The sequence below is a fragment of the Streptomyces sp. RLB3-17 genome (assembly GCF_007113425.2).
In the GTDB taxonomy this organism is placed as follows: Bacteria; Actinomycetota; Actinomycetes; order Streptomycetales; family Streptomycetaceae; genus Streptomyces; species Streptomyces mirabilis_D.
Map to the genome: position 1 here is coordinate 11,463,281 of NZ_CP041610.2, position 24,719 is coordinate 11,487,999.

22 protein-coding genes and 5 pseudogenes are annotated in these 24,719 nt (G+C 67.7%); 13 read left to right on the top strand and 14 right to left on the bottom strand.

Annotation, left to right across the window (positions count from 1 at the left end; translation table 11 throughout):
* Positions 1-28 precede the first annotated feature (28 nt).
* Positions 29-868 carry a transposase family protein gene (locus FNV62_RS51745; RefSeq protein ID WP_143630315.1) on the top strand — a complete coding sequence of 280 codons (840 nt, stop codon included), beginning with the start codon at positions 29-31 and terminating at the stop codon, positions 866-868.
* A gap of 325 nt (positions 869-1,193) precedes the next feature.
* On the opposite strand, the gene FNV62_RS51750 is transcribed toward FNV62_RS51745, so the two are convergent.
* Both FNV62_RS51750 and FNV62_RS51755 read right to left on the bottom strand, forming a co-directional pair.
* Positions 1,194-2,669: an NF041680 family putative transposase gene (locus FNV62_RS51750; RefSeq protein WP_143630318.1), complete on the bottom strand. Its 1,476-nt coding sequence runs from the start codon at positions 2,667-2,669 to the stop codon at positions 1,194-1,196.
* Between the two features lie 236 nt (positions 2,670-2,905).
* Complete coding sequence (locus FNV62_RS51755; protein WP_143604809.1) at positions 2,906-3,352, bottom strand: nuclear transport factor 2 family protein; 447 nt, start codon at positions 3,350-3,352, stop codon at positions 2,906-2,908.
* Between the two features lie 237 nt (positions 3,353-3,589).
* Between FNV62_RS51755 and FNV62_RS51760 the strand changes: the two genes are divergently transcribed.
* Positions 3,590-4,201 (top strand): TetR/AcrR family transcriptional regulator, encoded by a 612-nt coding sequence (locus FNV62_RS51760; protein ID WP_143630319.1) that lies wholly within the window; start codon positions 3,590-3,592, stop codon positions 4,199-4,201.
* Positions 4,202-4,611: 410 nt separating this feature from the next.
* Here FNV62_RS51760 and FNV62_RS51765 read toward each other — a convergent pair.
* Positions 4,612-4,845, bottom strand: a pseudogene (locus FNV62_RS51765) (transposase family protein); the annotation flags it as partial.
* 180 nt (positions 4,846-5,025) lie between these two features.
* Between FNV62_RS51765 and FNV62_RS51770 the strand changes: the two are divergent.
* Positions 5,026-5,503 (top strand): annotated as a pseudogene (locus FNV62_RS51770) (helix-turn-helix domain-containing protein); the annotation flags it as partial.
* Positions 5,504-5,773: 270 nt separating this feature from the next.
* Here FNV62_RS51770 and FNV62_RS57355 read toward each other — a convergent pair.
* Positions 5,774-5,851 (bottom strand): annotated as a pseudogene (locus FNV62_RS57355) (hypothetical protein); the annotation flags it as partial.
* Positions 5,852-5,870: 19 nt separating this feature from the next.
* A complete protein-coding gene (locus FNV62_RS56585; RefSeq protein WP_240363102.1) occupies positions 5,871-6,122 on the bottom strand; it encodes a hypothetical protein in 252 nt (83 codons plus the stop codon).
* A gap of 889 nt (positions 6,123-7,011) precedes the next feature.
* Here FNV62_RS56585 and FNV62_RS51780 point away from each other — a divergent pair.
* From FNV62_RS51780 to FNV62_RS51790, 3 genes are all read left to right on the top strand, one after another.
* Positions 7,012-8,517, top strand: coding sequence for a GMC family oxidoreductase (locus tag FNV62_RS51780; RefSeq protein ID WP_143652485.1), 1,506 nt, complete (start codon positions 7,012-7,014; stop codon positions 8,515-8,517).
* A 201-nt stretch (positions 8,518-8,718) separates the two neighbouring features.
* Positions 8,719-9,399: a helix-turn-helix transcriptional regulator gene (locus FNV62_RS51785; RefSeq protein WP_143610846.1), complete on the top strand. Its 681-nt coding sequence runs from the start codon at positions 8,719-8,721 to the stop codon at positions 9,397-9,399.
* A gap of 32 nt (positions 9,400-9,431) precedes the next feature.
* On the top strand, positions 9,432-9,944 hold the full coding sequence (locus FNV62_RS51790) for a DUF3291 domain-containing protein (protein ID WP_143630322.1): 513 nt from the start codon (positions 9,432-9,434) through the stop codon (positions 9,942-9,944).
* 33 nt (positions 9,945-9,977) lie between these two features.
* On the opposite strand, the gene FNV62_RS51795 is transcribed toward FNV62_RS51790, so the two are convergent.
* Entirely contained in the window at positions 9,978-10,451 is a 474-nt protein-coding gene (locus FNV62_RS51795; RefSeq protein WP_143630324.1) for a hypothetical protein, read from the bottom strand.
* Positions 10,452-10,784: 333 nt separating this feature from the next.
* On the opposite strand from FNV62_RS51795, the gene FNV62_RS51800 reads away from it, so the two are divergent.
* On the top strand, positions 10,785-11,288 hold the full coding sequence (locus FNV62_RS51800; RefSeq protein ID WP_143630326.1) for a GNAT family N-acetyltransferase: 504 nt from the start codon (positions 10,785-10,787) through the stop codon (positions 11,286-11,288).
* Positions 11,289-11,426: 138 nt separating this feature from the next.
* Positions 11,427-12,260 (top strand): annotated as a pseudogene (locus tag FNV62_RS51805) (IS5 family transposase); the annotation flags it as partial.
* Between the two features lie 65 nt (positions 12,261-12,325).
* Here the strand turns inward: FNV62_RS51805 and FNV62_RS51810 are convergent.
* Both FNV62_RS51810 and FNV62_RS51815 read right to left on the bottom strand, forming a co-directional pair.
* Positions 12,326-12,601: a hypothetical protein gene (locus FNV62_RS51810; protein ID WP_164331906.1), complete on the bottom strand. Its 276-nt coding sequence runs from the start codon at positions 12,599-12,601 to the stop codon at positions 12,326-12,328.
* Positions 12,602-12,779: 178 nt separating this feature from the next.
* Entirely contained in the window at positions 12,780-13,316 is a 537-nt protein-coding gene (locus tag FNV62_RS51815) for a hypothetical protein (RefSeq protein ID WP_143630328.1), read from the bottom strand.
* Positions 13,317-13,591: 275 nt separating this feature from the next.
* Between FNV62_RS51815 and FNV62_RS51820 the strand changes: the two genes are divergently transcribed.
* Positions 13,592-14,442 (top strand): IS5 family transposase gene (locus tag FNV62_RS51820; protein ID WP_225900944.1). Its coding sequence is split into 2 segments (ribosomal slippage): positions 13,592-13,919 and positions 13,919-14,442, totalling 852 coding nucleotides; the frame shifts between segments, so codons are not numbered across the junction.
* Here the strand turns inward: FNV62_RS51820 and FNV62_RS51825 are convergent.
* Positions 14,392-15,120 carry a DUF2625 domain-containing protein gene (locus FNV62_RS51825; protein WP_144316274.1) on the bottom strand — a complete coding sequence of 243 codons (729 nt, stop codon included), beginning with the start codon at positions 15,118-15,120 and terminating at the stop codon, positions 14,392-14,394. The two genes, FNV62_RS51820 and FNV62_RS51825, sit on opposite strands and share 51 nt — an antisense overlap.
* 333 nt (positions 15,121-15,453) lie before the next feature.
* Between FNV62_RS51825 and FNV62_RS56590 the strand changes: the two genes are divergently transcribed.
* Together FNV62_RS56590 and FNV62_RS51835 are read left to right on the top strand one after the other, a co-directional pair.
* Positions 15,454-15,648 (top strand): transposase, encoded by a 195-nt coding sequence (locus tag FNV62_RS56590; RefSeq protein WP_225900722.1) that lies wholly within the window; start codon positions 15,454-15,456, stop codon positions 15,646-15,648.
* Positions 15,649-15,740: 92 nt separating this feature from the next.
* The gene (locus tag FNV62_RS51835) at positions 15,741-16,250 is read left to right on the top strand and encodes an NUDIX domain-containing protein (RefSeq protein WP_143611722.1); all 510 of its coding nucleotides are present in this window, start codon (positions 15,741-15,743) and stop codon (positions 16,248-16,250) included.
* A gap of 6 nt (positions 16,251-16,256) precedes the next feature.
* On the opposite strand, the gene FNV62_RS54930 is transcribed toward FNV62_RS51835, so the two are convergent.
* Positions 16,257-17,309: a tyrosine-type recombinase/integrase gene (locus FNV62_RS54930; RefSeq protein WP_205523197.1), complete on the bottom strand. Its 1,053-nt coding sequence runs from the start codon at positions 17,307-17,309 to the stop codon at positions 16,257-16,259.
* Between the two features lie 9 nt (positions 17,310-17,318).
* Positions 17,319-19,121, bottom strand: coding sequence for a tyrosine-type recombinase/integrase (locus FNV62_RS54935; protein WP_205522495.1), 1,803 nt, complete (start codon positions 19,119-19,121; stop codon positions 17,319-17,321).
* Between the two features lie 448 nt (positions 19,122-19,569).
* On the opposite strand from FNV62_RS54935, the gene FNV62_RS51850 reads away from it, so the two are divergent.
* The gene (locus FNV62_RS51850) at positions 19,570-20,211 is read left to right on the top strand and encodes an IS5 family transposase (RefSeq protein WP_143614779.1); all 642 of its coding nucleotides are present in this window, start codon (positions 19,570-19,572) and stop codon (positions 20,209-20,211) included.
* Here the strand turns inward: FNV62_RS51850 and FNV62_RS56595 are convergent.
* From FNV62_RS56595 to FNV62_RS51865, 3 genes and pseudogenes are all read right to left on the bottom strand, one after another.
* Positions 20,168-20,705 (bottom strand): annotated as a pseudogene (locus tag FNV62_RS56595) (hypothetical protein). The gene FNV62_RS51850 and the pseudogene FNV62_RS56595 sit on opposite strands and share 44 nt — an antisense overlap.
* Positions 20,706-20,829: 124 nt before the next feature.
* A complete protein-coding gene (locus FNV62_RS51860) occupies positions 20,830-22,281 on the bottom strand; it encodes an NF041680 family putative transposase (RefSeq protein ID WP_143604719.1) in 1,452 nt (483 codons plus the stop codon).
* 278 nt (positions 22,282-22,559) lie between these two features.
* Positions 22,560-23,594, bottom strand: a complete 1,035-nt coding sequence (locus tag FNV62_RS51865; RefSeq protein WP_225900723.1) for a helix-turn-helix domain-containing protein — start codon at positions 23,592-23,594, stop codon at positions 22,560-22,562.
* A 454-nt stretch (positions 23,595-24,048) separates the two neighbouring features.
* On the opposite strand from FNV62_RS51865, the gene FNV62_RS51870 reads away from it, so the two are divergent.
* Complete coding sequence (locus FNV62_RS51870) at positions 24,049-24,705, top strand: hypothetical protein (protein WP_143630332.1); 657 nt, start codon at positions 24,049-24,051, stop codon at positions 24,703-24,705.
* The last annotated feature ends 14 nt before the right edge of the window (positions 24,706-24,719 follow it).

Genomic DNA, 24,719 nt, shown 5'->3' on the forward strand with positions numbered 1-24,719 from the left:
CGGGCCCCCGGCGGCAGTTGAGTTTGGTGTGAAGAAAAACAACGGTCTCGCCGAGGGCCCTGACGGCCTTGTCTACACCGCCCGCCTGCCGCTGTCGAGCACCACCCTGAACTACCTCGCCGACCTGATACGCGGCCACCTGAAGAAGATCGGCTCCCGGTGGCGGGCGCTGCCCGCCGGGAAGATCGCCGCCATCGTGCTGGCGGTGCTGCGCTGTGACCAGCGGCCCGGCGACCTGGCCGACGGGAATGGGGTGCACCGCAGCACCGTGAGCCGGTGGGTGCGCAAGGTCGTCGGCCTCCTGGCCGCCCGTGCCCCGCGCCTGGACCGCGCGTTGAAGGAGATCGCCCGAAAGGGCGGTGGCGTGGTCCTGCTGGACGGCTCCCTGATACGCACCCGCCGTCGCACCGGGACGGACAAGCGGCCGAACTACTCGGGCAAGCACAGATGCCATGGCCTGCTCGTGATCGCGCTCCCCGACGACCGCGGCCGACTGGTGTGGATCTCCGCGGTGCGGCCCGGACGCACATCCGAGATCACCGCCTGCCGCCACGACAAGCTCACCGCCCACCTGCGGGCCGCCGGGCTCGGCGCCATAGCCGACCTGGGGTTCATCGGCCTCGACGACGATCCTCCGGACGCCGACCCGGCGGTGATCACCGGTTACAAGGCGGCCCGGAACCGGCCCCTGACCCGCGGTCAGAAGCTGTCCAACAAGGCACTGGCCGCGGTGCGGGCCCCGGTCGAGCACGGCTTCGCCCATCTCAAGAACTGGCGCGTCCTCGGCAAGGTCCGCACCGACCCGAACTGGGCGACCGCGCTGGTGCGGGCCCTGCTCGTGCTGACGAACCGGGAAGTCGCCCGCTGACGGATGATCTTGTCGGTCGACTACCGCTCCGGACCTGCCCGAGCTTCCTGATGCCTACGCACACCAGGCCGTCTGACGTGCAGTTTTCATGATGCACGGGTCTCAGTGGGCTTTCCTCACCCTCATGACCCGCCGCCTCACCCGACGAAACCGCCGGACCGAAGCTGCCCCGACTCCCCTCGCAGTAGCCACCCGACGAACCCTCCCGCTGCCGTTCGCTTCGGCGTCCATCGACGCTCAACCGAACGGCAAAACTGATCACCGCTAGCTCCAGGGCCCGTTGACCTGCGGAAAGAGGATGTGACACAGGTACTTAACTTGTGGTTTATCCAGTGCGGCGTGGTTTGGTGCCGATTTTGTGATGTGTGGGTCGGCGGTGGAGTTCGCCGGTGACGAGGAGCAGGCCGACGTCGTAGCGTTCGGCGGGGTGGCGGTTCTTCGAGCCGGGTGGGCGTCCGGGGCCGGGCCGGGAGGGTTTCGGCACTGCGGCCGGCGTCGGGATCTTGGCACGCAGGTGTCGGAACCCGCGCCGGACCCGTGCGGGGGTGAGCCTGTTCGAAGGGACGGGGCGTTCCCAGGGGCGGCGTAGGTCGATGGCCAGGGGGCGGGCGAGGCGGAGCTGGGTGTAAGCGGCGATGATCAGCCAGGTCCAGTTGTCCGCCGCCTCGGGGTCGCGCAGTTTCGGGGCGGTCCAGCCGAGGGTCTGTTTGATCATTCTGAAGAAGTGCTCGATGTCGAATCGTCTGAGGAACGCCTGCCAGACCTGGTCGGTCTCCGCCGGGGTGGCTGTGGGCTGTGACCACCAAAGCCACAGGGGCTTGGGGTCACCGCCGTTGGGCAGGTGGTCGACTTGAAGGCGGATGACGGTGCCCTCGATGACAGGGAGCCTGCCGGGGTGGTTCCGCCAGGCGGCACGTTGTTGCAGTTCAGGGTGGAGCCGGTACCAGCTCTGGGCGTGGGCGGTGCCGTAGCGGGTGGTGAGGGTCTTCGTCTCCGCGTCGGGGGTGTCCCAGGTCCTGGGGTCCTTGAAGATGAACTCGCCGCCGTGCCGGGGCGGGTGGCCGCCGCGGGGATGGGCCCGGTAGTACTCCTCGCGGGAGGGCGCCGGACGGCGCATGACCCGGTCCGAGCGCAGGCGCCCGAGGAGTTCGACGGGCAGGTCGGACAGAAGCCAGGCCAGACGCATCACGTCGTAGCCGGCGTCGAGCACGATCCAGATGAGCGGGTCGCCCACGTTCCACTGGCCCGCCTCGACCAGACGCCTGACCAGGTCCCTCACTTGGGCGGCGGTCACGGCCGCGAGGTCGTCGCCCGGCCGCAGCCGTACGGCGTCCAGGGGCGCGGTCCAGGAGGAGCGGCCCGTCTCCAGGGCGACGATCCAGGAGACGGGCCAGCCCGGGATCATCAGGTGCTTGTTCTCGCCGCGGCCGTAGGTGTGACAGAAGGAGCGGGCGTCGCTGGTGGCGGCGTCGGGCCGCAGCCACGGTGAGACGTCCACGGCCAGGACCAGACGGCCGTCGGCTGACCGAGGCAGCGGCATCGAGGCCAGGACCCGCCGCAACCGGGCGACCTCGATTCGGCCCCGGTTGAGACCGCTGTACAACGCGCCGTGCCCGCGCCGGTGCTCGGGCTCAAGAGCCAGTCCGACCAGCGTCTTCACCGGCCCGTCCGCGCACAGCAGAGCGTCCGTCAGCTCGAACAGCGCATCCGCACGACTGGTCAAGGAGTCGTAGAAGTCCGCCCGGAAGCATGACAGTTGCGCGATCGCATCCTGCGGGACCCTCACACACGACAGGCTCATACTCACGGTCTTCCTGCTGAGCGGTGTATCTGTGACGGAGCACAGCATCAGCGGAAGGCCGTTCCTACGTGCCCTGATCTGGGCAAACCCCACTCACGTGTGAAACATGCGCGAAGCCGGAGGATAAACCACAAGCTTAAGTGGCCCGAGCGGGGGAATCTGGCTGGCCGCTGACGCGGGGGGAGAGAGCGGAGCCCATCGGTCCCCTTGGTGCAGTCACGAACAGGTCGTGCCGGCTACATGCTGTCACGTACGGACTGACCCCAGGACGCTCCGTCTGTGTGGGTGCCTGCGAAGTCGGGGTCTTCGTAGATGTGGAGCCTCTTGATCTTTTCGCCCTGGAACTCGAACACGTTGCAGAAGAGTCCGAAGGATGAGGATCCGTCGGGGAACTCCACACCGGATGTCGTCTCTCCCTTGACGGCCCCTTCGACGACGACGTAGTCGCCGGACGTGAGGACGTTGAAGTGCGCGATGTCGTGCTCGATGTCAGCGATGCCCCGGGCGAAGCCTTGGGCGAAGGCCCCGATCTGCGCCAGGCCCTTGGCGGTTCCGAACTTCGGGAAGAACATCTGCGCGTCGTCCGCGAAGAGTTCGAGGAGTGCCGGATCGGCGGCATCGACCAGGCGGAAGTACTGGATGGCTGTTGCTTCGCGCTGCGCGTGGAGGTCGTTTTCGTTCATGGTTCGTTCCGCTTTCCGTGTTGCCGATGCTCGTGGTTTCCATGGAGCACCGTTTCGACCTGATTCGTTTTGGGAGTCGCGTCGGCCCGCCGAGGAGTACGCGGCATGGCACGACCGTAACACGGTTTCTGGTTGAACAACCAAAAACCTGCTCCATCGCCTCCGGGCGGACGGCCCGCCAGGGCCCGGCGCCGCCATTTTTGGTCGTGTACTCAAATTGCGGGGTAGAGTCTCCCCATGGCGCGACCACGAAAATTTGACGAGAGCACGGTGCTGAAGGCCGCTCGGCAGCAGTTCTGGCGCACTGGGTACGCGGCCACGAGCATGGCGGACCTCTGCGAGGCGACGGGGGTGGCGTCGCAGAGTCTGTACGGTGCTTTCGGCAGTAAGCACGGTCTGTTCGTGAAGAGCCTGCGGGACTACTGCGAGCAGCAGGTGAACGGGCTGCAGGCGGACCAGGAGTCGGCCGAGAGCGCCTGGGAATGGCTCATGGCCGCGGTGACCTTCGGTGACAGCGGCCGCCTGGGACTGACCGAGGACGGCTGTTACCTCTCCGGCTCGGCCGCCGCGCTCGCCCGGCAGGACGATGACGTCAGCGAAGCGGCACGGCGCACGTATGACCGCATCATCGCCGTCTTCACGACCGCACTGCAGCGGGCCAGGGCCGCAGGTGAGATCCGGTCGGACACAGACATCGAAAAGGCCGCGATGAGCCTGCTCGCGGCCATGCAGGGCATCGAATTCCTGCGCAAGTCCGGCATTGACGATGCACAGTTCCAGGAGGCGAAGGCAGGCATCGTGGACACCGTCAGCCGTGCTTACGGCGCCAACCGGGCCACCCGGGGCTGACGACGGGCCGCCCCAGCCGGCTGTCAGGATCCCGTAGGTCCGCCGTCCGGGAGCCCGAAGTCCCGTGACCGAATGCCCTCGTTGCCCCGGCAGGGCGCCACTTCGGGGCCCTCGCGGTCGGCAGGCTCCCAAGTGATCGAATGGGGAGCATTGTTGCCAGGACGTCGTGGCAGGGAAGCTTTCAAAGGGGTAATGCGCGTCGTCGGCGAGAGGTCGACGTATTGGTCGACGGTGAGGATGCCGCAGACGAGCCCGGGATATGGGGTGGCGATGACGAAGGCGGTCTGCGGGAGTGCGCGGCGCACTGAGACCCGTGCATCATGAAAACCGCACGTCAGACGGCCTGGTGTGCGTAGGCATCAGGAAGCTCGGGCAGGTCCGGAGCGGTAGTCGACCGACAAGATCATCCGTCAGCGGGCGACTTCCCGGTTCGTCAGCACGAGCAGGGCCCGCACCAGCGCGGTCGCCCAGTTCGGGTCGGTGCGGACCTTGCCGAGGACGCGCCAGTTCTTGAGATGGGCGAAGCCGTGCTCGACCGGGGCCCGCACCGCGGCCAGTGCCTTGTTGGACAGCTTCTGACCGCGGGTCAGGGGCCGGTTCCGGGCCGCCTTGTAACCGGTGATCACCGCCGGGTCGGCGTCCGGTTCTCACGGCGTGCCGACCTGCTGACGGATCGTAGCGGGGGTCGGTCGTGGGCGCGGCCGAACCCGGCATCCCGCCGGAGCCGGGACCTGCCCGATGATTTACACCATGGTCATCGGCCGCCGACCGGCACGAGCACCCAACTCGCCATTCACACCAGACCCGTGACCTGCGACTTCACGATGCACACCGCTCACTGGGCGGAGATCCGCCGGCTTCACAGGGCCGAACAGATGCCGGTGCGGGCCATCGCGAGGAAGTTGGGGATCTCGAGGAACACCGTCCGCAGGGCGATTCCGGACGACGCGCCGCCGAAGTACCAGCGGGCACCGAAGGGTTCGATCGTGGATGCGGTTGAGCCGCAGATCCGTGAACTGCTCGAGCAGTGGCCGGAGATGCCGGCGACGGTGATCCCTGAGCGGATCGCTGGGACCGCGGCCTGACCGTGCTCAAGGACCGGATCCGGATTTGCGGCCGGTCTATCGGGCCGCGGATCCGGCCTCGCGGACCGTCTATGAGCCGGGCGAGATCGGTCAGTGCGACCTGTGGTTCCCGCCCCCGGACATCCCGCTGGGCTTCGGCCAGGTCGGGCGGCCGCCGGTGCTGGTCATGGTCGCCGGCTACTCGCGGCGGATCACCGCGCGGATGCTGCCCTCCAGGTCGGGCAGCCCAGACTGTACAAAGGAAAGATCCATTCTTGCCCCTCCTCAGGGGCCCGGAAAGGAACTCCCGTCGGCTCACCTGTCTCGTACCACGACAACGAGTCGAGACTGAACCACGGATCACATGAGACAGATCTGAACAGCTGAAAGAAGGCCTGGCTGCTTTCTGTGCCCCCGTGCGGCCTCCGTCGTGCGGGGCCGTCTCGTCGGGCGCGACCACGGACGCGGCCGCCTGCCCACCGGCGATCTCCCGGGCCAGGTTCGGCCCGGACAGCACCGCGATCCGCTCGAACGGGATGCCCGTGACCTGGTATATCACCTCCGACATCCGCAGCCCGGAGTACATCTCGACCCCTTCATCGAGCTCAGCACGACCGCGTCCGGCTCGATGTGCGGGCCCAGGCGGCGAGGTTCGCCCTCAGCGCCTGGGCCGGGATCGACAGCACGACATGTCGGGCCCCGGCGAGCGCTTCGACCGGGGCTACTGTCGCGCGGAGCCGGTCGGGCAAGACGACGTCGGGCAGGTACCGGGCGTTCTGGTGCCGGACGTTGATCTCGGCGACGACCTCAGGCCGTCTGGCGTGGATCGTGACGTCGCTGCCGGCGTCGGCGAACACCTTCGCCAAAGTCGTCCCCCACGACCCTGCGGAGAGCACCGCAACCCGAGCCACCCGACACCCCGTCCACCTGCCGAGCCCTGGCCCAGGTGCCCCTATCTGCACCCGAAGGCCTCCTCAGCGTCACGGCCAAGGCCTCGCGCGTCGCCAACCGGGGCCGCACCAGCCCGGCCTCCCGCGCCGCCTGGTCGTCACCGAGCTCCCGGCGCAGCTCCGCATCGTGTGGCTGCCACAGCCGGTAGAAGTGCCTCCGCATCGCCGGTTCGTCCGGCCGGTCGTCGATGTACTCCACCGTGAGCCCGGCCGCGCGCGCTCCAAGGTTGCCTTATGGCGCTCAGGTTCCGAACGGGCGTCGCGGTGGTTCAAGTGCGAGCTGTGTCGGTTTTCCTAAGCTTCGAGGGCAGAGGGAACACCCGGGCTGTTCCTGGACGGGTAAACATCAAAGACGAGAAACTCGTGAACCAAGAGAATTCCGGCCGCGTGGCCGTCATCGCAGGTACCGGCGCCGACATGGACAGCCCCAACGGGGTGATCGGCCGTGTGCGGATCGGGAGTGCCCAGTGCCGCCGGGTCAAGGTGATCGTTTGTCACCGGGTCACCTCGGTGTCCGTCAGCACCAGCAACGCCCGCACCAGCAGGGGCGCGTGGCGAGCCTCCACCCGGACAGCCGTGCTCCACTGGAGCCCGCTTGCTGCTGATCAGCCGGTTCCACGCCTTCCGCGCACTGAGCCCGGACGCGGCTGGGCGGCCCATAGGGCTGACGCGAAGACAGCCATCCTCACTTTTAGACCCCTTTAGTACATAAACATAATCGGCTCCGTGATCGTCGAGGAGCTGATTTCCTGAAATCCGGTGGTCGGACAAGGCTGCCGTGGAAAGCGGAGACATGATGGGCAAGAGTCCTTATGACTATGTCGTGGTGGGAGCGGGGACAGCGGGATGCGTGATTGCCTCCCGGCTTTCGGAACGCCCCGGCGTGCGGGTGTTGCTGCTTGAGGCCGGAGCCCGGGACGCGACCGAGACGATGGCATCTCCTTGGGGCTTCCTGGGGTTCGACCCGTCATCCCTCTGGCTGGGCGCCTCGACCGTGCAGGCCGGCACCGGCAGGGTCGCTGACGTGCTGCGCGGCAAAGCGCTCGGCGGATCGTCGAGCATCAACGGCCTCTACCACCTGCGGGGGCACCGCTCCGGTTACGACGAATGGCCCGGCCTCGGTGCTCCAGGGTGGGGTTTCGACGATCTGCTGCCCTATTTCCGCCGCAGCGAGAGCACTCGCAGCCGTGATGCCTCCGTGCGGGGCACGGACGGGCCGGTCGTGGTCGCCCCGGTCCCGGAACCCCATCCCCTGGCCACGGCGGGCGTCGACGCCGCGGTGGAGGCTGGGTTCGCACGCGCCGATGACATCGGCAGCGGGCTGGAGACCGGGTTCGGGTGGAGTGACATGAATCTGCCTGGCGGCGCCCGTCAGAGCGCGGCCGACGCCTACATCCGTCCGTTCCTCGACCGGCCGAACCTGGACGTCGTCACGGACGCGACCGTGCAGCGGCTGTGCACCACCGCGGGCCGCTGCACCGGCGTCGAGTACACCATCGGTGGGGAGCACCTGTCCGTCGATGGCGCCGAGGTCGTACTGACCGCGGGAGCCATTGGTTCCGCGCACCTCCTGATGCTGTCAGGGATCGGCCCGGCACAACACCTTGAGGAACACGGTATCGACGTCGTCGCCGACCTGCCGGGAGTGGGCTCCCATCTGCAGGACCATCCGATGGCGGGCGTGGTGTACGAGGCCATCCAGCCCGTACCGTTCGTTCCTGCCAACCCGCCGGCCGAAATGATGGGCCTGCTGTACAGCGACTCCGCCGCGGCCCGGCCGGACCTTCAGGTCTACGTCGTCGCCGCACCGCTCCCGTCGGCATGGGGCCAGCCGCCGGCCAACGGCTACTCCATTGCTTTCTCTGCGATGGCTCCGCACAGCAGCGGCACCGTGCGCCTGGCGGACGCCAATCCCGGCAGCGCTCCCGTCGTCGACCCCGGCTACCTGAGCGACGACCGTGATCTGGAGATCATGCGCAAGGGCCTGGCCCTGGCACGCCGCATCGGGGAGGCCGACGCGTTCGCCGACTGGCGCAAGCAGGAAGCGGTGCCGGGCTCCGGGACGAGCGGCGAATCCGTGGACGAGTTCATCCGCAAGGCCACCGGCCCCTACTTCCACTTCACCGGCACCTGCCGCATGGGAACCGACGCCGATGCCGTCGTCGACCCTGCGAACCTTCGCGTGCACGGAATAGCCGGACTGCGGGTCGCCGATGCCTCGGTGATGCCGGCCATCCCCTCGGCCAACACCAACGCGACCGTCTACGCCATCGCCGAACGGGCCGCCGAACTGATCGACTGAGCCTTCTTCAGCGCCCACGCCGCTTCCGCAACGCGCTCATCCCCGACGCCTGGACCGCCGGCAGCTGGTCGGAGTCTTCAACCAGCTGCCGGCACCCTGCTTGCCGAACTCAAGGCGGCCGGCGAGCTCGACGGGTCCAGAGCCGGTGTGGTCGGGTCCCGCCGTTCTATCTCCAACCTGTGTTGTTCCTAGAATGGCCGGGTGGAGGACATCGAGGCGATTGCGGCGTTGCAGGATCCGGTGCGGCGTCGTCTGTACGAGTACGTGGCGGCGCAGGGCCGCGAGGTAGGCCGCAACGAGGCTGCCGAGGCGGCCGGGGTGGCGCGCACGCTCGCTGCGCACCATCTGGACAGGCTGGCCGAGGCCGGGCTGCTGGAGAGCGGCAGCCGCCGCCTGACGGGCCGCTCGGGGCCGGGGGCGGGCCGTCCCGCCAAGGTGTATACGCGGGCGCGGGGCGAGCGGTCGGTTTCGCTGCCCGCCCGCGATTACCGCACCGCCGCCGAGCTGCTGGCCGAGGCCGCCGAGCAGGCCGGGCTGGACGCTGAGCTCTGCGCGGCCGCGCGGCGCCGGGGCGAGGCCCTGCGCGGCTCGGCTGCGCCCTGCGGCGGCCTCGAACAGGCTGTGGAGATGCTGGCCGCCCGCGGCTACGAACCGCACCTGGAAGGCGTCGAGGGGGCGACCGGGGCAGCCGCACGCGTTGTCCGTATGCGCAACTGCCCCTTCCATGCAGTCGCCGAACGCTTCCCACCGCTCGTCTGCGGCATGAATCTCGCGCTGCTGGAGGGGTTGCTCGGCACGGACGGTCCCGTCCACGCTCGCATGGACGCCCGGCCGGGTGACTGCTGCGTGGTGGTCGAGACTTCTAAAAACAATGGTGATTGACATAGAAAAGTGGGCCGTGCTGGGATGAGGCCATGACCGCATCCACGCATGCCGCCCATCTCGCCCACCTCAACGTCGCCACGCTCCGCCACCCCCTCGACGACCCGCGCACGGCGCCGTTCGTCGAAATGCTCGACCCGGTCAACGCCTCCGCCGACGCCGCGCCCGGCTTCGTGTGGCGACTCGTGGAGGAGGGGGCGGCCGACGCCACCGGTCTGCGCCCCGCGGGCGAGAACGTCATCGTCACCCTGTCGGTGTGGGAGACCCCGGAAGCCCTGTGGCACTTCACCTACCGCAGCGGGCACCTAGCGGCGATGCAGCGGCGCCGCGAATGGTTTGAACGGCACGTCGAGGCGCACCTGGTGCTCTGGTGGGTCCCCGCCGGTCACCTCCCGACCGTCGACGAGGCCCTGGAGCGGCTGGCGGACCTGCGGGCGCACGGGCCGTCCCCCCGCGCGTTCACCTTCGCCTCCTCCTACACCGCAGCCGAGGCCGTCCAGCACCTTCAAGCCGCGCCGCCAACGCAGCCTGAAGCAATCAACTGAGCCACAGGTCTTGACGATTACTCACTCTGATCCCTACTCCACGACGAACGGCGCATATCCAACCGGGACCTCGCTCACCTGAAGGTCAGAGAAGAGCAAGGCCAGGTTGTGCGCGTTGGGCTCGATGCGCACCTCGTGGAAGTCGAGCCCGAGGGCCTTTGACCAGCGTCGGGTCGCCTCCGACTCGGGGAGGAGCTTGGCTCCTGGATAAAGGCAGTGCCACTTCACGCCCCAGACGTATCCGCCGAGGTCGAGGCCGGTTTCGTGGTCGATGAGCCGGTCGTCCAAAGAGACCCGCCAGGTCTCCGCCGGCACCGACGTCTCGCACCGCACCTCAACGCAGTACCTGAAGAGGTAGCGCAGGTGGGACGGCGTGAGGCCGGTACGGGGATCAGCCGTCGCATGGACGATGACCTCGTAGTCGCGCATGTAGTTGGTGTACCCGTGGTGCACGACAGCGTGATCGAAGGTCTCGTCCAACATCTGTTCAAGTACGGCGGCATCCATGCCGCCCTTCTACCTCACGCGGCGAGACTCTCGACAACGAGATTCGCAGGCGTCAGGCGCAGTTGCCTCAGAGATCGCCCGGACAAGTCCTAGCGGGAGGCGGGCAGCAAGCACCATCCAATGGTGAGCCGCGGGGCGGTGGACCACCTCTCAGGTCGCTGGGAAGCGCCGAGTTCCTTGGAAGCCGTTGCCATACCGATCATGGAGTCTGTCGATCGAACGGGAGTCTCGATCGGGTGATCGCGGGCATTGCCCGGCATGAGAGCAGGGCCTGGCGGTATACGGGGAAAATCCAGGGGAGCGGACGGCCGCGCGCTGCTACGGTCGGGCGCTATGAGCTGGCTCCCCGATGACTTCGTCCATCCCGTCCTGGTACCGCTGCCGGGCAGTGGTCATCACCTGCGGCCGATCCGGGAGGCGGACACCCCGCTCGACTATCCGGCTGTGATGGGTTCGCGCGAGCGGCTGTGGACCATCTTCGGCCCAGCCTGGGGCTGGCCCGCGGCCACCATGACCTACGAGGCCGACCAGGCCGACCTGTTGCGGCACGAGAAGGAGATCGCCGCACACCAGTCTTTCAACTACGCGCTGTTCGACAGGGCAGAGACAGCTCTGCTCGGCTGCGTCTACATCGATCCACCGGAGAGGGCCGGCGCGGACGGCGAGATCTCCTGGTGGGTGGTGGACGAGCTGGTGGGTAGCAAGGTCGAGGGGGCCCTCGACGAGTTGGTGCCGCAGTGGATCGCCGCCGACTGGCCGTTCGAGCAGCCGCGCTTCCTCGGCCGCGAGATCTCCTGGTCGGACTGGCTCGCCCTGCCGGAGCACCCCGACGCGTAAGTAGCTTTTGTCTTAGTGGGCGTTAAGTCCGATCTTCCTCGGTCTGCGATCGCTCGATCGTGGTAATGATCGCTGCACGGGGCGACCTGATGGGCATGTTCATGTTCGGATGCGGGCGTGGACAGAGAGCCGTAACCCAGCGACTTATCGGATGCGCAGTGGGCGTTGATCGAGCCGATGATCACGGCCTGGAAGCAGGATCGGGTGGCGCGTTCGGCGACCGGGGACCCCGGGTCCTGCGACCTGAAGGAGGTCGTGAACGCGATCTTCTACCAGAACCGGACGGGCTGCCAGTGGCGCTATCTTCCCCATGATCTGCCGGCCTGGTCGGCGGTGTTCTACTACTTCACGCTGTGGCGCAAGGACGGGCTCGACCAGCGGATCCAGGAACTCCTGCGCTGCCAGGTGCGGGAGAGAGCGCGCCGGTTAGAGGACCCGTCTCTCGTGATCCTTGACACCCAGTCCGTGCGCGCGACCGCCGGTGTCCCCAAGACCACGACGGGACTGGACGCCAACAAGAAGGTGTCCGGGCGCAAGCGGGGACTGGCCGTCGACGTTCTGGGGCTGATCATTGGCGTCGTCGTGCTGGCCGCTTCCGCCCACGACAATGCCGCCGGCACCACCCTGCTCGACCAGGCCGCCGAGCGGTGCCGGATGCGTTTGGAGAAGGCCCTGGTGGACCAGGGCTTCAAGGACGAAGTCGTCATCCACGGCGCGTTGTTGGACATCACTGTCGAGGTCGTCCGCCGCAACCGGGCCGACCAGGGCAAAGGCTTCGTCCCGCAGCCGAAGCGGTGGGTGGTCGAGCAGACGAACGGCACATTGCTGCTGCACCGGCGTCTGGCCCGTGAGTACGACCACCTGCCCGACACCTCCGCCTCACGCGTCTACTGGGCCTCCACCGCGAACATGACCCGCCGCCTCACCACACCGAGTCCCACCTGGCGCGACACCCTAGGGCTGGCTGAGTGAACGTCATCGGACTCCTCACCGGCCTCCAGGCCCAGCACGACGAGGGCACCGCCCTGGCCGCGGAACTACGCGGTCAGATCGAGTACCTCACCGCTGCTCTGGCCGAGAGCGAAGCGCGCCTTGCGGATCTGGCCACCACTCGAAGAATCATCACGGAGCTCGCACCAGCAGGAGCCGAACCCGATCCGCCCGGGGCGAACACCGCTTACCAGGACATCGTGAACGCGTTCAACCAGCACCCCGGGCAGGTGTTCCGAGCTCGTGAGCTGCACGAACTCCTCGACATGCCCATCGACGAGGGCGTCCGTCAACGTCACCCGCAGCCGCCTCGGACGCCTCACCCGGCAAGGTTTCCTCACCCAACCCGAACGAGGCCGCTACCAGAAACGGACTTGATGACCTTGCACATGACGCAGATAGGGTGCTCTCCGGCGATGGCGGGGTGAGGGCCGTGCCCAGTCCGCAGTGGCAACCTTGATGTCTGTTGTCCGCCCACGGCGCCGATGGCGATGGCGGCTGTCAGGGGCTGCCAGGGCCGGCTGCCGCCAGGGCCTCCGCCGCCACCTGCCGCAGTGCACGGCTGGTAATCCAGCGGTTCTTCCCGCCGGCCAGGTACGCCGCGGCACGACCCACCCATTCCGGGTCGCCGAGGAGATGTAGCTTTCCCTCAGTGGTGAGCTGCCGCAGCAGGGACTCCAGCCGGAGGGCGTCCACCGCCCGGTACGGGCGCGTGTGCTGGTCGAAGCGCAGCTGGTGGTCCTCGTACGGGTGGCGCAGTGTCGTGTGCATCCAGCCGCCGTTGCGCGTGGCGACCATTCCCCTCAGCGTGTATACGCCTCTGCTGTTCGTGTTCCAGGAGTGCTTGCCCCAGGTGATCCAGATGCCATTCATGATCCTGGACCACGGGATCAACTGTCCCTCGGAGTCTGGCTCGTGCTGGTAGAGCCCGTCCGGACGGAACTCCACCCAGTGGGCGTCAGGTCGTGTGGCGTCCCCGACTCCCCAACGGCCGTTGGCCAGTTCCAGCGGCCCCAGAAATGTACGGTCCTCCACCATGCGGTCATTGAATCACGTGTTCTATGAACTGTTGCTCCGCCTCCGCCAGTACCTCCCCTCCCGCCGCTGTCCCGGGAAAGCGCCAGGTCGGAGTCGGCTTACTGGAGGCGTGGCCAGGGCCGCTGAGCGCCTGCCCGCAGGCGGTCAGCGGCAGACGGCCCGGGCGGCGATCAGTACCACGATCGAGCGATCACGAACCAAGGAAGATCGGACTTAACGACCTGTTAGAGATCGTCTCAACTGGCTTGATCACTAGGCTGGCGGCCGTGATGGCGATGGTGGAGCGTCTGGTGCCGGATGGGTTGTGGGAGTTGTTCCCGCGGGTGGTTCCGGCTGCACCGGTACGCCCCCAGGGTGGTGGCCGACGCAGGTATGGGGATCGGCAGGTGCTGGCGGCGATCATCTTCGTGGCCACGACAGGCTGCACGTGGCGGCAACTGCCGCCGGGCTTCGGTCCGTCCGGGCCGACCGCACACCGGCGCTTTACCGAGTGGAGCCGGGCACGAGTGTGGGGGAAGCTCCACCGACTGATCCTGGACGAGCTCGGCCGCGGCACCCTGGACTGGTCGCGGTGCGCGATCGACTCGGTCAATATGCGAGCAGCGAAAGGGGGGATCTGACGGGTCCGAATCCCGTAGATCGCGGCAAGAAGGGATCAAAGATCCACTTGATCACTGAGCGGACTGGTCTGCCTCTTTCCATCAGCATCTCCGCCGCGAACACCCACGACAGCCAGGGGCTGGAGCCGCTTGTGCGGGGTATCCCGCCTATCCGCTCGCGGCGCGGGACCCGGCGGCGACGGCCGGCCAAGCTCCATGGAGACAAGGGCTACGACTACGATCACCTGCGACGATGGCTCCGGTCCCGGAACATCACCCCGCGCATCGCCCGCAAGGGCATCGAGTCCTCCCAGCGGCTGGGACGCCACCGTTGGACCGTGGAGCGGACGGTGGCCTGGCTGACAGGCTGCCGCCGTCTGCATCGTCGCTATGAGCGTAAGGCGGAGCATTTCCTGGCCTTCGCCGGGATCGCCGCCGCCCTGATCTGCTACCGCCGACTGGACGGGGCGACCGATTCACACGGCGCCGAGAAAGCCCGGGTCAACCCCATCGAACTGTCGGCATGAGTCCCGTGCGACGCCAAGCAGCTCTCTCATAGGCACGGCGCGACGGCTGGTCGCGGAGATGTCCTGACGGGCCTCGGCAGACCACAACGGCGGGAAGACTGTAAGGCCCTGATTGCTGTTCAGTGCCCGAACCTCCTTCTCCCAGCCGGGCCAGCGCAGATCGGCGTAGAACTCATCCAGTGCCCCGGACACCAGCCAGGCCAGCCACGTCGAGTGACCGACACCCAGAGCCTCCCAGCGAAGGGAATCTGGGGCGAAGTAGACAACCTCGCCAGGGGCCCCTGGACGGTCGGCGTCGGCGGGAGCGGCGCCGTTGAGAGCGAAGACGCCGCCCAGCACGTCGTGTGCCACCACCAAACCGGTTTCCGGTCGCCACGCTGGGTCGAATGTTCCACGGAACTGATTCACGCGAGCCAGGCCCGCCAACCCGTGCTCAGCCCCACTCGAGGGACTGCCGAAGACCCGCAGCCATCCGTCGTCCACCACCAGACCGCCGCAGTGCAGCACCACCGCGCCCAGGTACGACCTGGCCGTGACCTGCAGCTGAAGAATCGACACCCCACCCACATCGCCATCGGGTGGAAGCACCTCGACGGACACCGGGCTTGCATCGAGAGTCTCTCTGAGTTCCGGCCAGGCCGGTTCATCGACGCCGATCAGCTGGCTCAACTCACGCATGCACGCATCGTCGCACCCGCACCATACGTCCCAACCGGCAGGGCGCTTCGACCACCCACCCGCCTATCGAGATGACCTCTTAATGCTCTGGGGACTTGGTGCTCGAACGGCCGTCTCGATTGGGTGGTCGTCGGGTGCTCGGCGCATGCGAGGAGGTTCTCCTGAACAGCTCGCCGGTGTCGAATCACCGAGCATCAGGAGGCCCTGGTGTCGCAGTCTTGCGTGCCGATGCCCGTGCAGTCCACCGCGGGTACTCGGAAGTGCAACTGTCTGGCTCACCGGTTCGGAAACGCTGCCGACAATCGCCTGCGAGAGCGTCGGCATCCGAGCGACATGACGGACGTGGAGTGGGTGGTGGTGCGGCCGCTGCTGCCGGTGCCGGGTTGGATGCAGGGCCAGGGCGGGCAGCCGGAAGCGTACTGCCACCGGGCGATGCTGGACGCGATCGGCTATCTCGTGGACAACGGCATCAAGTGGCAAGTTATTGAGAATCGAGACAGGGCTGTGTCCTTTCGTTCGGTGGGGTGAGGTCGGTCCGACGGCCGTTGACTGCGTGCCTGTCCGGGCATTCCGGGCGGGTGTCAGTGGGTTCTGCGATCGTGTGCGTCGTGGATGAACTCGTGGAACGTGTTGACGCTCAGGACCGTGTGCTGGGGGTAGTCAGTCGGCGGGACGCCGTTCGGGAGGGCTGGCTGCACCGGGTGGGCGTGGTGGTGTGCCGCGATAGGCAAGGCCGTTTTCTCGTCCATCGGCGGGCCGAGCACCTGTCCCGTTTCCCAGGGCACTACGAACTCGGGGTCGGGGGTGCTGCGGGAGTCGGCGAGTCCTATGAGCAGGCTGCTGCTCGCGAGCTCAGGGAGGAGCTGGGAGTGCGGGCGACAGCGTGCCTTCGGTTCAAGTTCCTCAACCGGGGCGGGCTCAGCCCTCACTGGCTTGCGGTCTGTGACGCCGTGCTTCCGGAGATCGTCGCCCCCGATCCGGAAGAGGTGGCCTGGCACGGGTGGCTGACTGAGTCCGAGCTGCGGCGGGCTCTGCAGCAGTGGACCTTCACTCCTGATAGCCAGGCGGTTTTCGATCGGTATCTCGCTTGTCGTGCTGCCCCGGGTTCTTCGCAGGAACGGTGCTCATGAGCTGGGTCAGGGGGACGAAGGCGCCGGTCGTTCCGAGGTCCCTGTGTGTGTGGGGCCGGCGGGGGTGGGGGTGTCCGTGAGACGTTCGGCAAGGGCGGTGACGGCTTCGCGGTCTCCTTCGAGGGCTTCGCGTTCGTCGTCGGTGAGGTTGAGCTGTTCGAGCATTTCGTCGATGTCGTCCTTGACGGCTAGGAGCTGGCCGCGGCTTGAGGTCTTGGGGACGTAGAACGGGCAGCAGGCGCAGGCCAGCCGGTGGGGGCACTTGGCGAAGAAGTCGTAAGAGCAGTAGCCCTCACCCAGGTCGTAGTACTTCCACGGCTGCTCGCCGCTGGCGGCAGCGCCCGTGAGGATGGATTCACGGTCGACGAGGACCTGGATGGTGCGCACGTTCCGGGCGAAGTAGTCGGCCTTCTTGTAAGCCGCTGACAGCGTCCGCTGGAGGATCTTGACGTAGTAGCGGGTGCTGGATGGGTGCTTGTGTCCGAGCCATTGCTGCAGGTCAGCCAGAGACAGGGGGTCATTGGCGTTCAGCAGTTGGGTGGCGATCGTGGCGCGAGCCCGATGGCTCGTAAGTGCGCCGCGGGAGTCGGACTCGGGGATGCCGGCCTTCGCGCAGAGAATCGCGATGAGCTTGTCATTGAGGTAGGCGGAGCCGATGAGCTGAGCGCGGTAGCAGAACAGGTGCTGGCGTCGCTGTCCGGTCTTGCGATCGGTGATGTCCGGCTGGGCAGGGCGAACGTCCTTCCAGGCATCGATGAGCTCACCGACGATGGGGTCGACCGGCTTGGAGAATGCCGCCGTCGTCTTGTTCGCCGGAATGTGCAGCAGACAGACGCGGTAGGTCTCGCCGTTGTCGGGGTCGGTGGCCTGGTCCCAGCGGACGCATTCGAGTTCGAGTCGGCGGATCTCGTCCATCCGTAGCCCGCCGAACAACCACACCCCGACCAGGGCACGGATCATTTCGATCGGGTAGTAGTTCGCGTGCCATCCGGCAGCCTTCGCCCGCGGTGTCCCGTAGGCGCGCAAGTCGTCGCAGGTCAGCGTCAGTCCGGCGGCCATGAGCTTGGCCTAGGCGGCATCGTCGATGATCCGGGGGTCCGGGTCGCGACCGGCCCGGACCGACAGCGGCAGAGCCAGGACGCGGCGGGGATCGAACCTGGGGGTGATCCATTCCCATTCGATCAGGTCGCAGAAGAAGCTGCGGATGGTGTCAACCCGACCGGCCTTCCCGCTGGCGCTCAAGGGCTCGCCCCAGCCGGTGCGGTTGCGGTTGTGGCCGGCCCATTGACCACGAACCGCGATCACCGCGTCCGCGATGTACTCCGCGGCGATGTCACGCGTCCAGGCTTGTGGGCTCGTCGCCTCCGGGTGCCGTTCGGCCGCCCAGCGCCCGGCCACCAGCAGCAAGGGGAACTTGGTGCGGATGGTGCCGGGCTCGTTGGTGCTGAACTTCCGCCAGCGGACCATCTCCAACCACTCCAGCGGGACCGAGGCCACGGTCTCCGGACGCGTTCCGCGCTGTTGGTGGCTGCCGGTGAGCGGCTCGGGGATGAAGCCGTTCGCCGCCAGGACCCGGGACATCTTGAATAACCCGCGGCGCCGTGCGCTGGATGCCGGATGGTCGGCGACCAGGTCCTGCAGCAGTTCCAGAGTCACGTCCTTCAAGTGCGGGCTGCCGGCGCTGAGCAGGGCATCGAGCACCGAGGAACGGACCAGTTCCGGCTGCGATTTCGGTGAGGTCTCCCAGCGTTCCAGCAGCGTGCAGACCTGTTCCAGAGCAGGGTCGACGGCCCCGTGGCCGAAGACGAAGTCGGCCAGCGGGCGCAGCTTGGGCATCCCGACGCGGTGGTGCAGTCGCCGGTGTCCGCCGAAGAGGTAGCCCCAAGCCACCAGGTGGGCCCGGCGCCGGTGACGGATCTCGCCCGTGACGGAGGCGACGAACACCGTCCAGATCTGCTCGTCCCAGGCCCAGTAGGCCCGGGAGCGTCGGCCGACCTCCATCAGGAGCATGTTGCGGGCCGAGTCGGTCAGCGCGTTGCCCCACCGAGCCGAGACCGCCTCCAGCGGATCGATCAGCCGGGCCAGAGCGAGCGGTTTCGCTCGTGGATCACCTGATGATCCAGCCCGGCCAGGCGGCTGAGGGCCGCCCGTTCTTCCGGTTTCAGAACTGGGCTCTGAGCTGCAGTTTTGGCACAGTACTGTGCAAGCGATGCAGGTGCTGGCGGTTCGGTCGCGCTCACCGGACTGCCGCCAGTGCTGCCAGCAAGTTCTCCCTGTCCTGCTGGATCGATGCGGACGCGCGGTGCAGCCGGGCAGCGAGCTCCCAGCCGACAGATGGATGTATCGCATGGTGGTCGCCAAGTCTCGGTGGCCGGCGTACAGGGCGATCTGGTCGATGGTCCAGTCGGCGCGGGCCAGATCGGTCAGCCGCAGGTGCCGGAAGGTGTGGGTGGACAGTCGTGCGACACCGGCCCTGTGGGCGATGCCTTCGACGGTCTTTGACCAGGTGGAAGGCCCCAGCGGCTTGCCGTAGTTGCGGTTGGAGGCGGACCGGAAGAGCGGTCCGTCGATACGGCCGAACATGCCGCGGCGTTCGTTGAGGTAGGCCACGAACAGCTGAGACGAGGTGACGCCGAAGGCGACTTCCCTGGCCCGCTGGGACTTGGTCGTCTCTGCCCGCAGATGGATCAGGCGGTGCGCGTGCTCGAAGTCCCCGACATCGAGTTGGACCAGCTCCTCGCGGCGCAAGGCACCGTCATAGGCGAGCGCGACCATGAGCCGGTTGCGTAGCGGCTCCGTGGCGCACGCAACAAGGATCCGCTGCCAGACGTCGTCGTTGGGGATCCAAAGTGCCTGCTCGAGGCGCCGCACGAGCCCCTGCCGCGGACGACGGCCACGGCGGCTCGGCTGTCCCCGGCGTACCGGATCCGTTCGCGCAGCCCGTCTTCCACCAGGTACTCGTAGAAGGACCACACGGCCACCAGACGTTGCTGGACGGTCGCGTTCGCCAGTCCCGTCTCCGGATGCAGCGACGCCTTCGCTGATCGCTGGCGGGGCCGGTCGAGCATGTCCCCGATCCAGGCGGCAACCGTGTCCGCACCGGCCCGTACAGGATCTGTGCCTTCAACTGCACAGAATCGCAGGTGGTCCTCGACCGCCCGCCCGTACGCGTCGATCGTGTTGGAAGCCCGACCGATGTTCGCCATGAACTGCAGCCACCGTCGGGCCAGTTGATGTTCAGCGAGAGTGGGGAACTTGCCCCACGGGATGGGGGCCATGACAGCAGGCTAGCCCTGCTCGATTCCACATAAGGCGGGCGATGCCGGCCGTCTTCCCGCCGTGGGACCGGGTCTATGCGTTCTTCCGCCGCTGGCGCGATCGCGGCCTGGTCCGGGAGTTCCATGACCGGGTGCGGGGGCAGGTCCGGGAGAGGGCAGGGCACGATGCCCTGCCGACGGCTGGGGTGATTGATTCGCAGTCGGTCAAGGCGGATGCCGTCGTCGGCGCCGGCACACGTGGCTTCGACGGCGGCAAGCTGGCCAACGGATGCAAGCGGCACGTCGTGGTCGACACCCTCGGCCTGCTGCTGGGCGTGATGGTCACCGCTGCGGATGTGGGCGATCGCGCCGCTGCCCACATCCTGCGGGAACAGGTGGCTGCCGCTCACCATCGCCTGGCCCTGGTCTGGGCCGACGGCGGCTACACCGGCAGTCTGATCGAGCACGGCCTGGCCACGTTCGCCCTGGTCCTGGCGATCGTCAAGCGCAGCGACAACATGAAGGGATTCGTGGTGCTGCCCAAGCGGTGGATCGGCGAGCGTCTTTTCGCGCACCTGATGCGAAGCCTCCGCCTGGCCCGCGACTTCGAGCGTCGTATCGCCAGTGCCGAGGCGATGATCTACTGGTCGATGGCGGCCCTCATGACCCGTTGCCTGGCCCGGCCACACCTGGGCCGAGGGTGAACCGGCCGGGTGCGGGCTCGGCCAGCCAGCCTCGGGCGACCAGGCGTTTCGCCTTCGACCGCAATGCCCCCACCCGCGCCGGCACCACGTCCATGCCGAACACTGCGGCCATTTCCCGGCAGGTCAGCGGCCCCTGGCCGAGACGGACACGGTCCGCGACGGCTTGAAGGATGCGCTGGTAGTCGACCGACAGCACCGAAGAGGCGACCCTCCTCACGCCACACCGGCACCTGCGATCTCGGGTTGGCCGCATCACGGGACGCCGGCTGCTTGTCCGCCTCCCGAGGCCCGGCGGCGGCTCGGGGGCCGGCGTCAGCGGCGCTGTCCGGAGCCAGAACCGTATCGACCCGCCGCCGGGCGATCGCCCACTCCTGCCATTCCTCCTCGGCCGCGGCCAGCTCGGCCTGAATACGGTCGGCCTCCTCACGCAGGCCATCGACCCGACGCCGAGCAAAGAGCTCGTGCTGTTCCAGTAGTCCAACGACTGACGGCATTCGAGACCTCCCGGGGAACGACGACCTGACAGACCACTACTCCCACGGGTCTTACGCACCTATCCGCAACCAGCGGAAACACGCCAATCACACCCGGAAAGACAACAGCTTCTTAACTTGATCATTAACCTCGCTGCTGTTTCAGGCGGACGTGTTCGGTGAGGGTTTCGATTCGTTTCACGGTCTTTCCAGGCTCGTGACGTGGGGCTGGCCTGCGGTTCTTCGAGCCGGGTGGGCGTCCGGGTCCGGGCTTGGAGGGTCTGGGCACGTCGGCGGGACGGGCGGTCTTCACGCGGAGGTGGCGGAACCCCCGGCGGACTCGGGCAGGGGTGAGCCGATGAGGTTGCGCCGGCCGCTCCCAGGGCCGACGAAGATCCTCGGCGAGTGGCCGGGCAAGGCGGAGTTGGGTGTGGGCGGCGATGATCAGCCACGTCCACAGGTCGGCCGTGTGCGGATCGCGGACCTTGGGGACGGTCCAGCCCAGGGTCTGTTTGAACAGCCGGAAGGTATGTTCAAGATCGAATCTGCGGAGGAACGCCTGCCAGCGCAGGTCGACGTCTTCGCCGGTCATCCCGGTGCGCGAGGACCACAGCCATACCGGCTTCGGGTCGCGGTCACCGGGCAGGTGCGCAACTTTCAGCCGGATCAACGTGCCGTGGATCAAAGGGAGTTCGCCGCAGTGGTCGAGCCAGGGGCCACGGGCCTGCAATCGGGGGTGCATGCGGTCCCAGGCGAGGGCTTCGGCTGTGCCGTAGCGGGTGGTGTCGCACGTCGTGGCCTGGTCGGGGGTGTGCCAGGACTCCGGCTTGGAGAAGGTGAGGACGCCGCCGTGCTTGCGGGGCTGTCCGCCGCGCGGGGTGGAGCGGCGTGGGCCGACGTCCCGGAGCATGACGCGGTCCGAGCGGAGCCGGCCGACCAGCTCGACGGGCAGGTCGGCCAGGACGTAGGCGAGGCGGGTGACGTCGTAGCCGGTGTCCATGACGACGAGGATGTCCGCGTCGCCCGGCCGCCACTGCCCGGCGTGCACCAGCCGGGTGACCACCTCGCGCAGTTGGGTGGCGGTCACCGCGGTGGTGTCGTCGGACGGCCCCAGCCGGATCGCGTCCAGCACGGCCGTCCAGGACGTGCGTCCCGTCTCCAGCGCGGCGACGAAGGAGTAAGGCCAGCCGGGGATGAACTGATCCGCGCTGCGGCCCCGTCCGTAGACGTGGCAGAACAGCAGCTCCGGGCTGGTGGGGGCGTCGGGTCGCAGCCAGTTGCTCACGTCCACCGCGAGTACGATCCGCCCGTCGGCGGCACGCGGCAGCGGCGTGGAGGTCAGCAGCCTGCGCAGACGGCGCGGCTCCAGCCAGCCATGGTTGACCGCGTCGTACATCGCTCCGTGCCCGCGCCGGTGCTCGGCCGTGAGCGTCAGCTCGACCAGCGACGTCACTGGCCCGTCCGAGCACAGCACCGCGTCGGTGAGCTCGAAGAGCGCATCCGCCCGGGTGTAGAGGCAGTCGTAGAACTCGACACGAAAGTGGGACAGGACGCCCAACGCGGCGTCAGCGGACTGTTCAGCGGCGAGACTCTTCACCAGCGGCCGTTCCTTCACGCGACGTTGCTCGACACCTCGAAGCGTGAAGAACGGCCGCCCTGCTGTCCCGGGAACAAACCAAGATCAGCAGGTCGGGTGACCGGCGAGGTTAAAGATCAAGCTTAAAGACCGAGGGCCCCGCCGATGAGGTCACCCAGATCCGCGCCGTCATCGGCGACATCCCGTCGCGGTCACATGCCCAGGCCGCCCACAGCGCCGCCCTGCCTTGCTTGGGACACGAGTTGGCGGCATCCGCTGAACTGCGGTCGTACCTTTGGTCACGCGCTTTCGGCCGGCCCGTGGCCCGGCAGGTGTCTGTTCGGCGAGAGCGAGGCTGCTCCGGTCGAGCGGGCGTACTCGGTGGGAGTCTGGCCGTAGTGCTTCTTGAAGGTCCGGGTGAAGTGGCTGCTGTCCGCGAACTGCCAGTGTGCGGCGAGTTCCGAGATACTCAGGCCACCTGATGGCGCGGTGAGGGCGAGCCGGGCCTCTTGCAGTCGGCGGTGGCGGATGTAGGTGGCCACCTGTTCTCCTACTGCGGCGAACGCCCGGTGCAGCGTACGGACGGAGACGTTGAGTTCACGCGCAAGCATCGCAGGAGAAAGTTCGGGATCAGCGAGCCGGCGGTCCGCGAGGTCCTTGGCTGCCTGGGTGAGCGCGGGAGCCAGCCGGGGTTCTACGTCGTCGAACCGGCCCTTCGCCACCGCCTTGGCCAGCTCGATCAGGGCGCCGTGGGTTGCTTCCACACCGGCTGGGCCGAGGTCGGCCACAGTTGTGTGGATCATGTCCGTGAGGGCCGTCAGCAGGCGTATCTCGGCCGAGTCCGTCGGCCCGGTGATGACCCGGTTCCCGAGCAGGGGTTTGAGCTCGCCGGGTGGCAGGACTAAGAACTTCGCCGTGAGGTGCGCCGTCGTCTCGAAGGCCGTCAGGCGTCCGACGTGCCGGACGAGGAACTGCCCGGCCGGTACGGTCTGCTCGCCGCGACCGGGCGGGCCGCCCAGAGTCCATGCGCCGCGCTGCACTACGTACATGGCCACCAGATCCTGATCGCCGCCCGGGGCGTCCGCGGTCCGGGTTGCCGACGCGGCGTGAAGATCGGCGATCGCCGCGCCGTGCACCTTGGCCACGTTGCCCTTGACCCGGAAGTCACCGATCGTGTCCGCGCTGAAGGCCGGCAGTTGGAAGACATCGTCGCCGATCTGCGTCTCCCACCCGCGCCGGAAGGCGTCGAGTCCCCGCGGCGCGGCGCCCGGGGCGGTCGAGTCCACTGCGAGCACCCCACGCGCGCCGTCGACCCCCGCTCCAGAACTGTGCATGACTCTCTGATCCCCTCACCGTCATTGCTACAACGCCATCCTGTGGTGCTCGTGTTCCGCAGGACGTCACCGTGGCTCATGTGGGCACTGTGCCAATCTTCCTACAGACGACCCGCATGGCAACGGTCGAGGGGCAGAGCTGATGCGTTCTGATGCGGCGGGATGAGCTGATCGCCTGCGTACGTGCCGCCGTGGCCCAATCGGTGTCCTGCAACGCCACTGCGCGGACACCGATTCCACCTGCCTGGAACCCTCACAGCTCACCTGCCCGGCGGACGCGTTGGGCCGGATACCCGACCCCCGCCGGGTCCGGGGCCGCCGCTGCCGCCTGGGCTCCCTGCTCACACTGTGCATGCTCGCCGTCCTCGGCGGAGGCACGCACAGCTGCGACTTGTCATCGGCCACCCGCCTGGACGCGGTGGGACTGTCACACCCCCCTGCCATGCTGTGAGCCATGACAGCAGCCAAGGATTCGCCCGCTTCCGCCACCCCAGCGGCCACCATGGACGCCCTGTTATGGCGGTGGGTGGATCACGTCAATCGGAACGGTGAGAAGGGAATGATGCGGCCGGAATGGTTCGCACGCGTCGGAGAGTTGGAACTGGCGGAGGAGGTCACCTGGTACGGGATGGCGACCGCCGGTCGATGGGTTCACGGCGGCCTGCTCTCCGGCCCCAGCAAGGCGCCGGTGTACGCGGGCTTCTACTGGTCTCAGGTGGGCGACGAACCGGCGGTGGCCCGGGTCAGCATGGTCGTCCTGCCGCTGGCGGATCCCACCCGGATCGTCGCGGCCGACTGGAACGACGGGTACAACGGCTACGAACCGTCGGCGCTGGACGGATACGCCGTCCTGTGCGGCGATCCGTTCGATCCGCTGCACGTCGACGGCCGCGATGCCGAGGCCGATCTCCGCGAGGTCAAACGGATCATCGCGGCCGGCGACGGCCAGGGCCGCCGGGTCAACTACGCCGAGATCGTCACCGATCCGGACCGCGGTGGCAACGCCCTGTTCTTCCCGGTCAATGAGGAAGAACGAGACGGCTACGAGGCACTGGAGGAGGACGGAACGGTCGTCTGCCTCGCCTTCATCGCCTACGACTTCCCCCTCTAGAGCGTGTCCGGAAG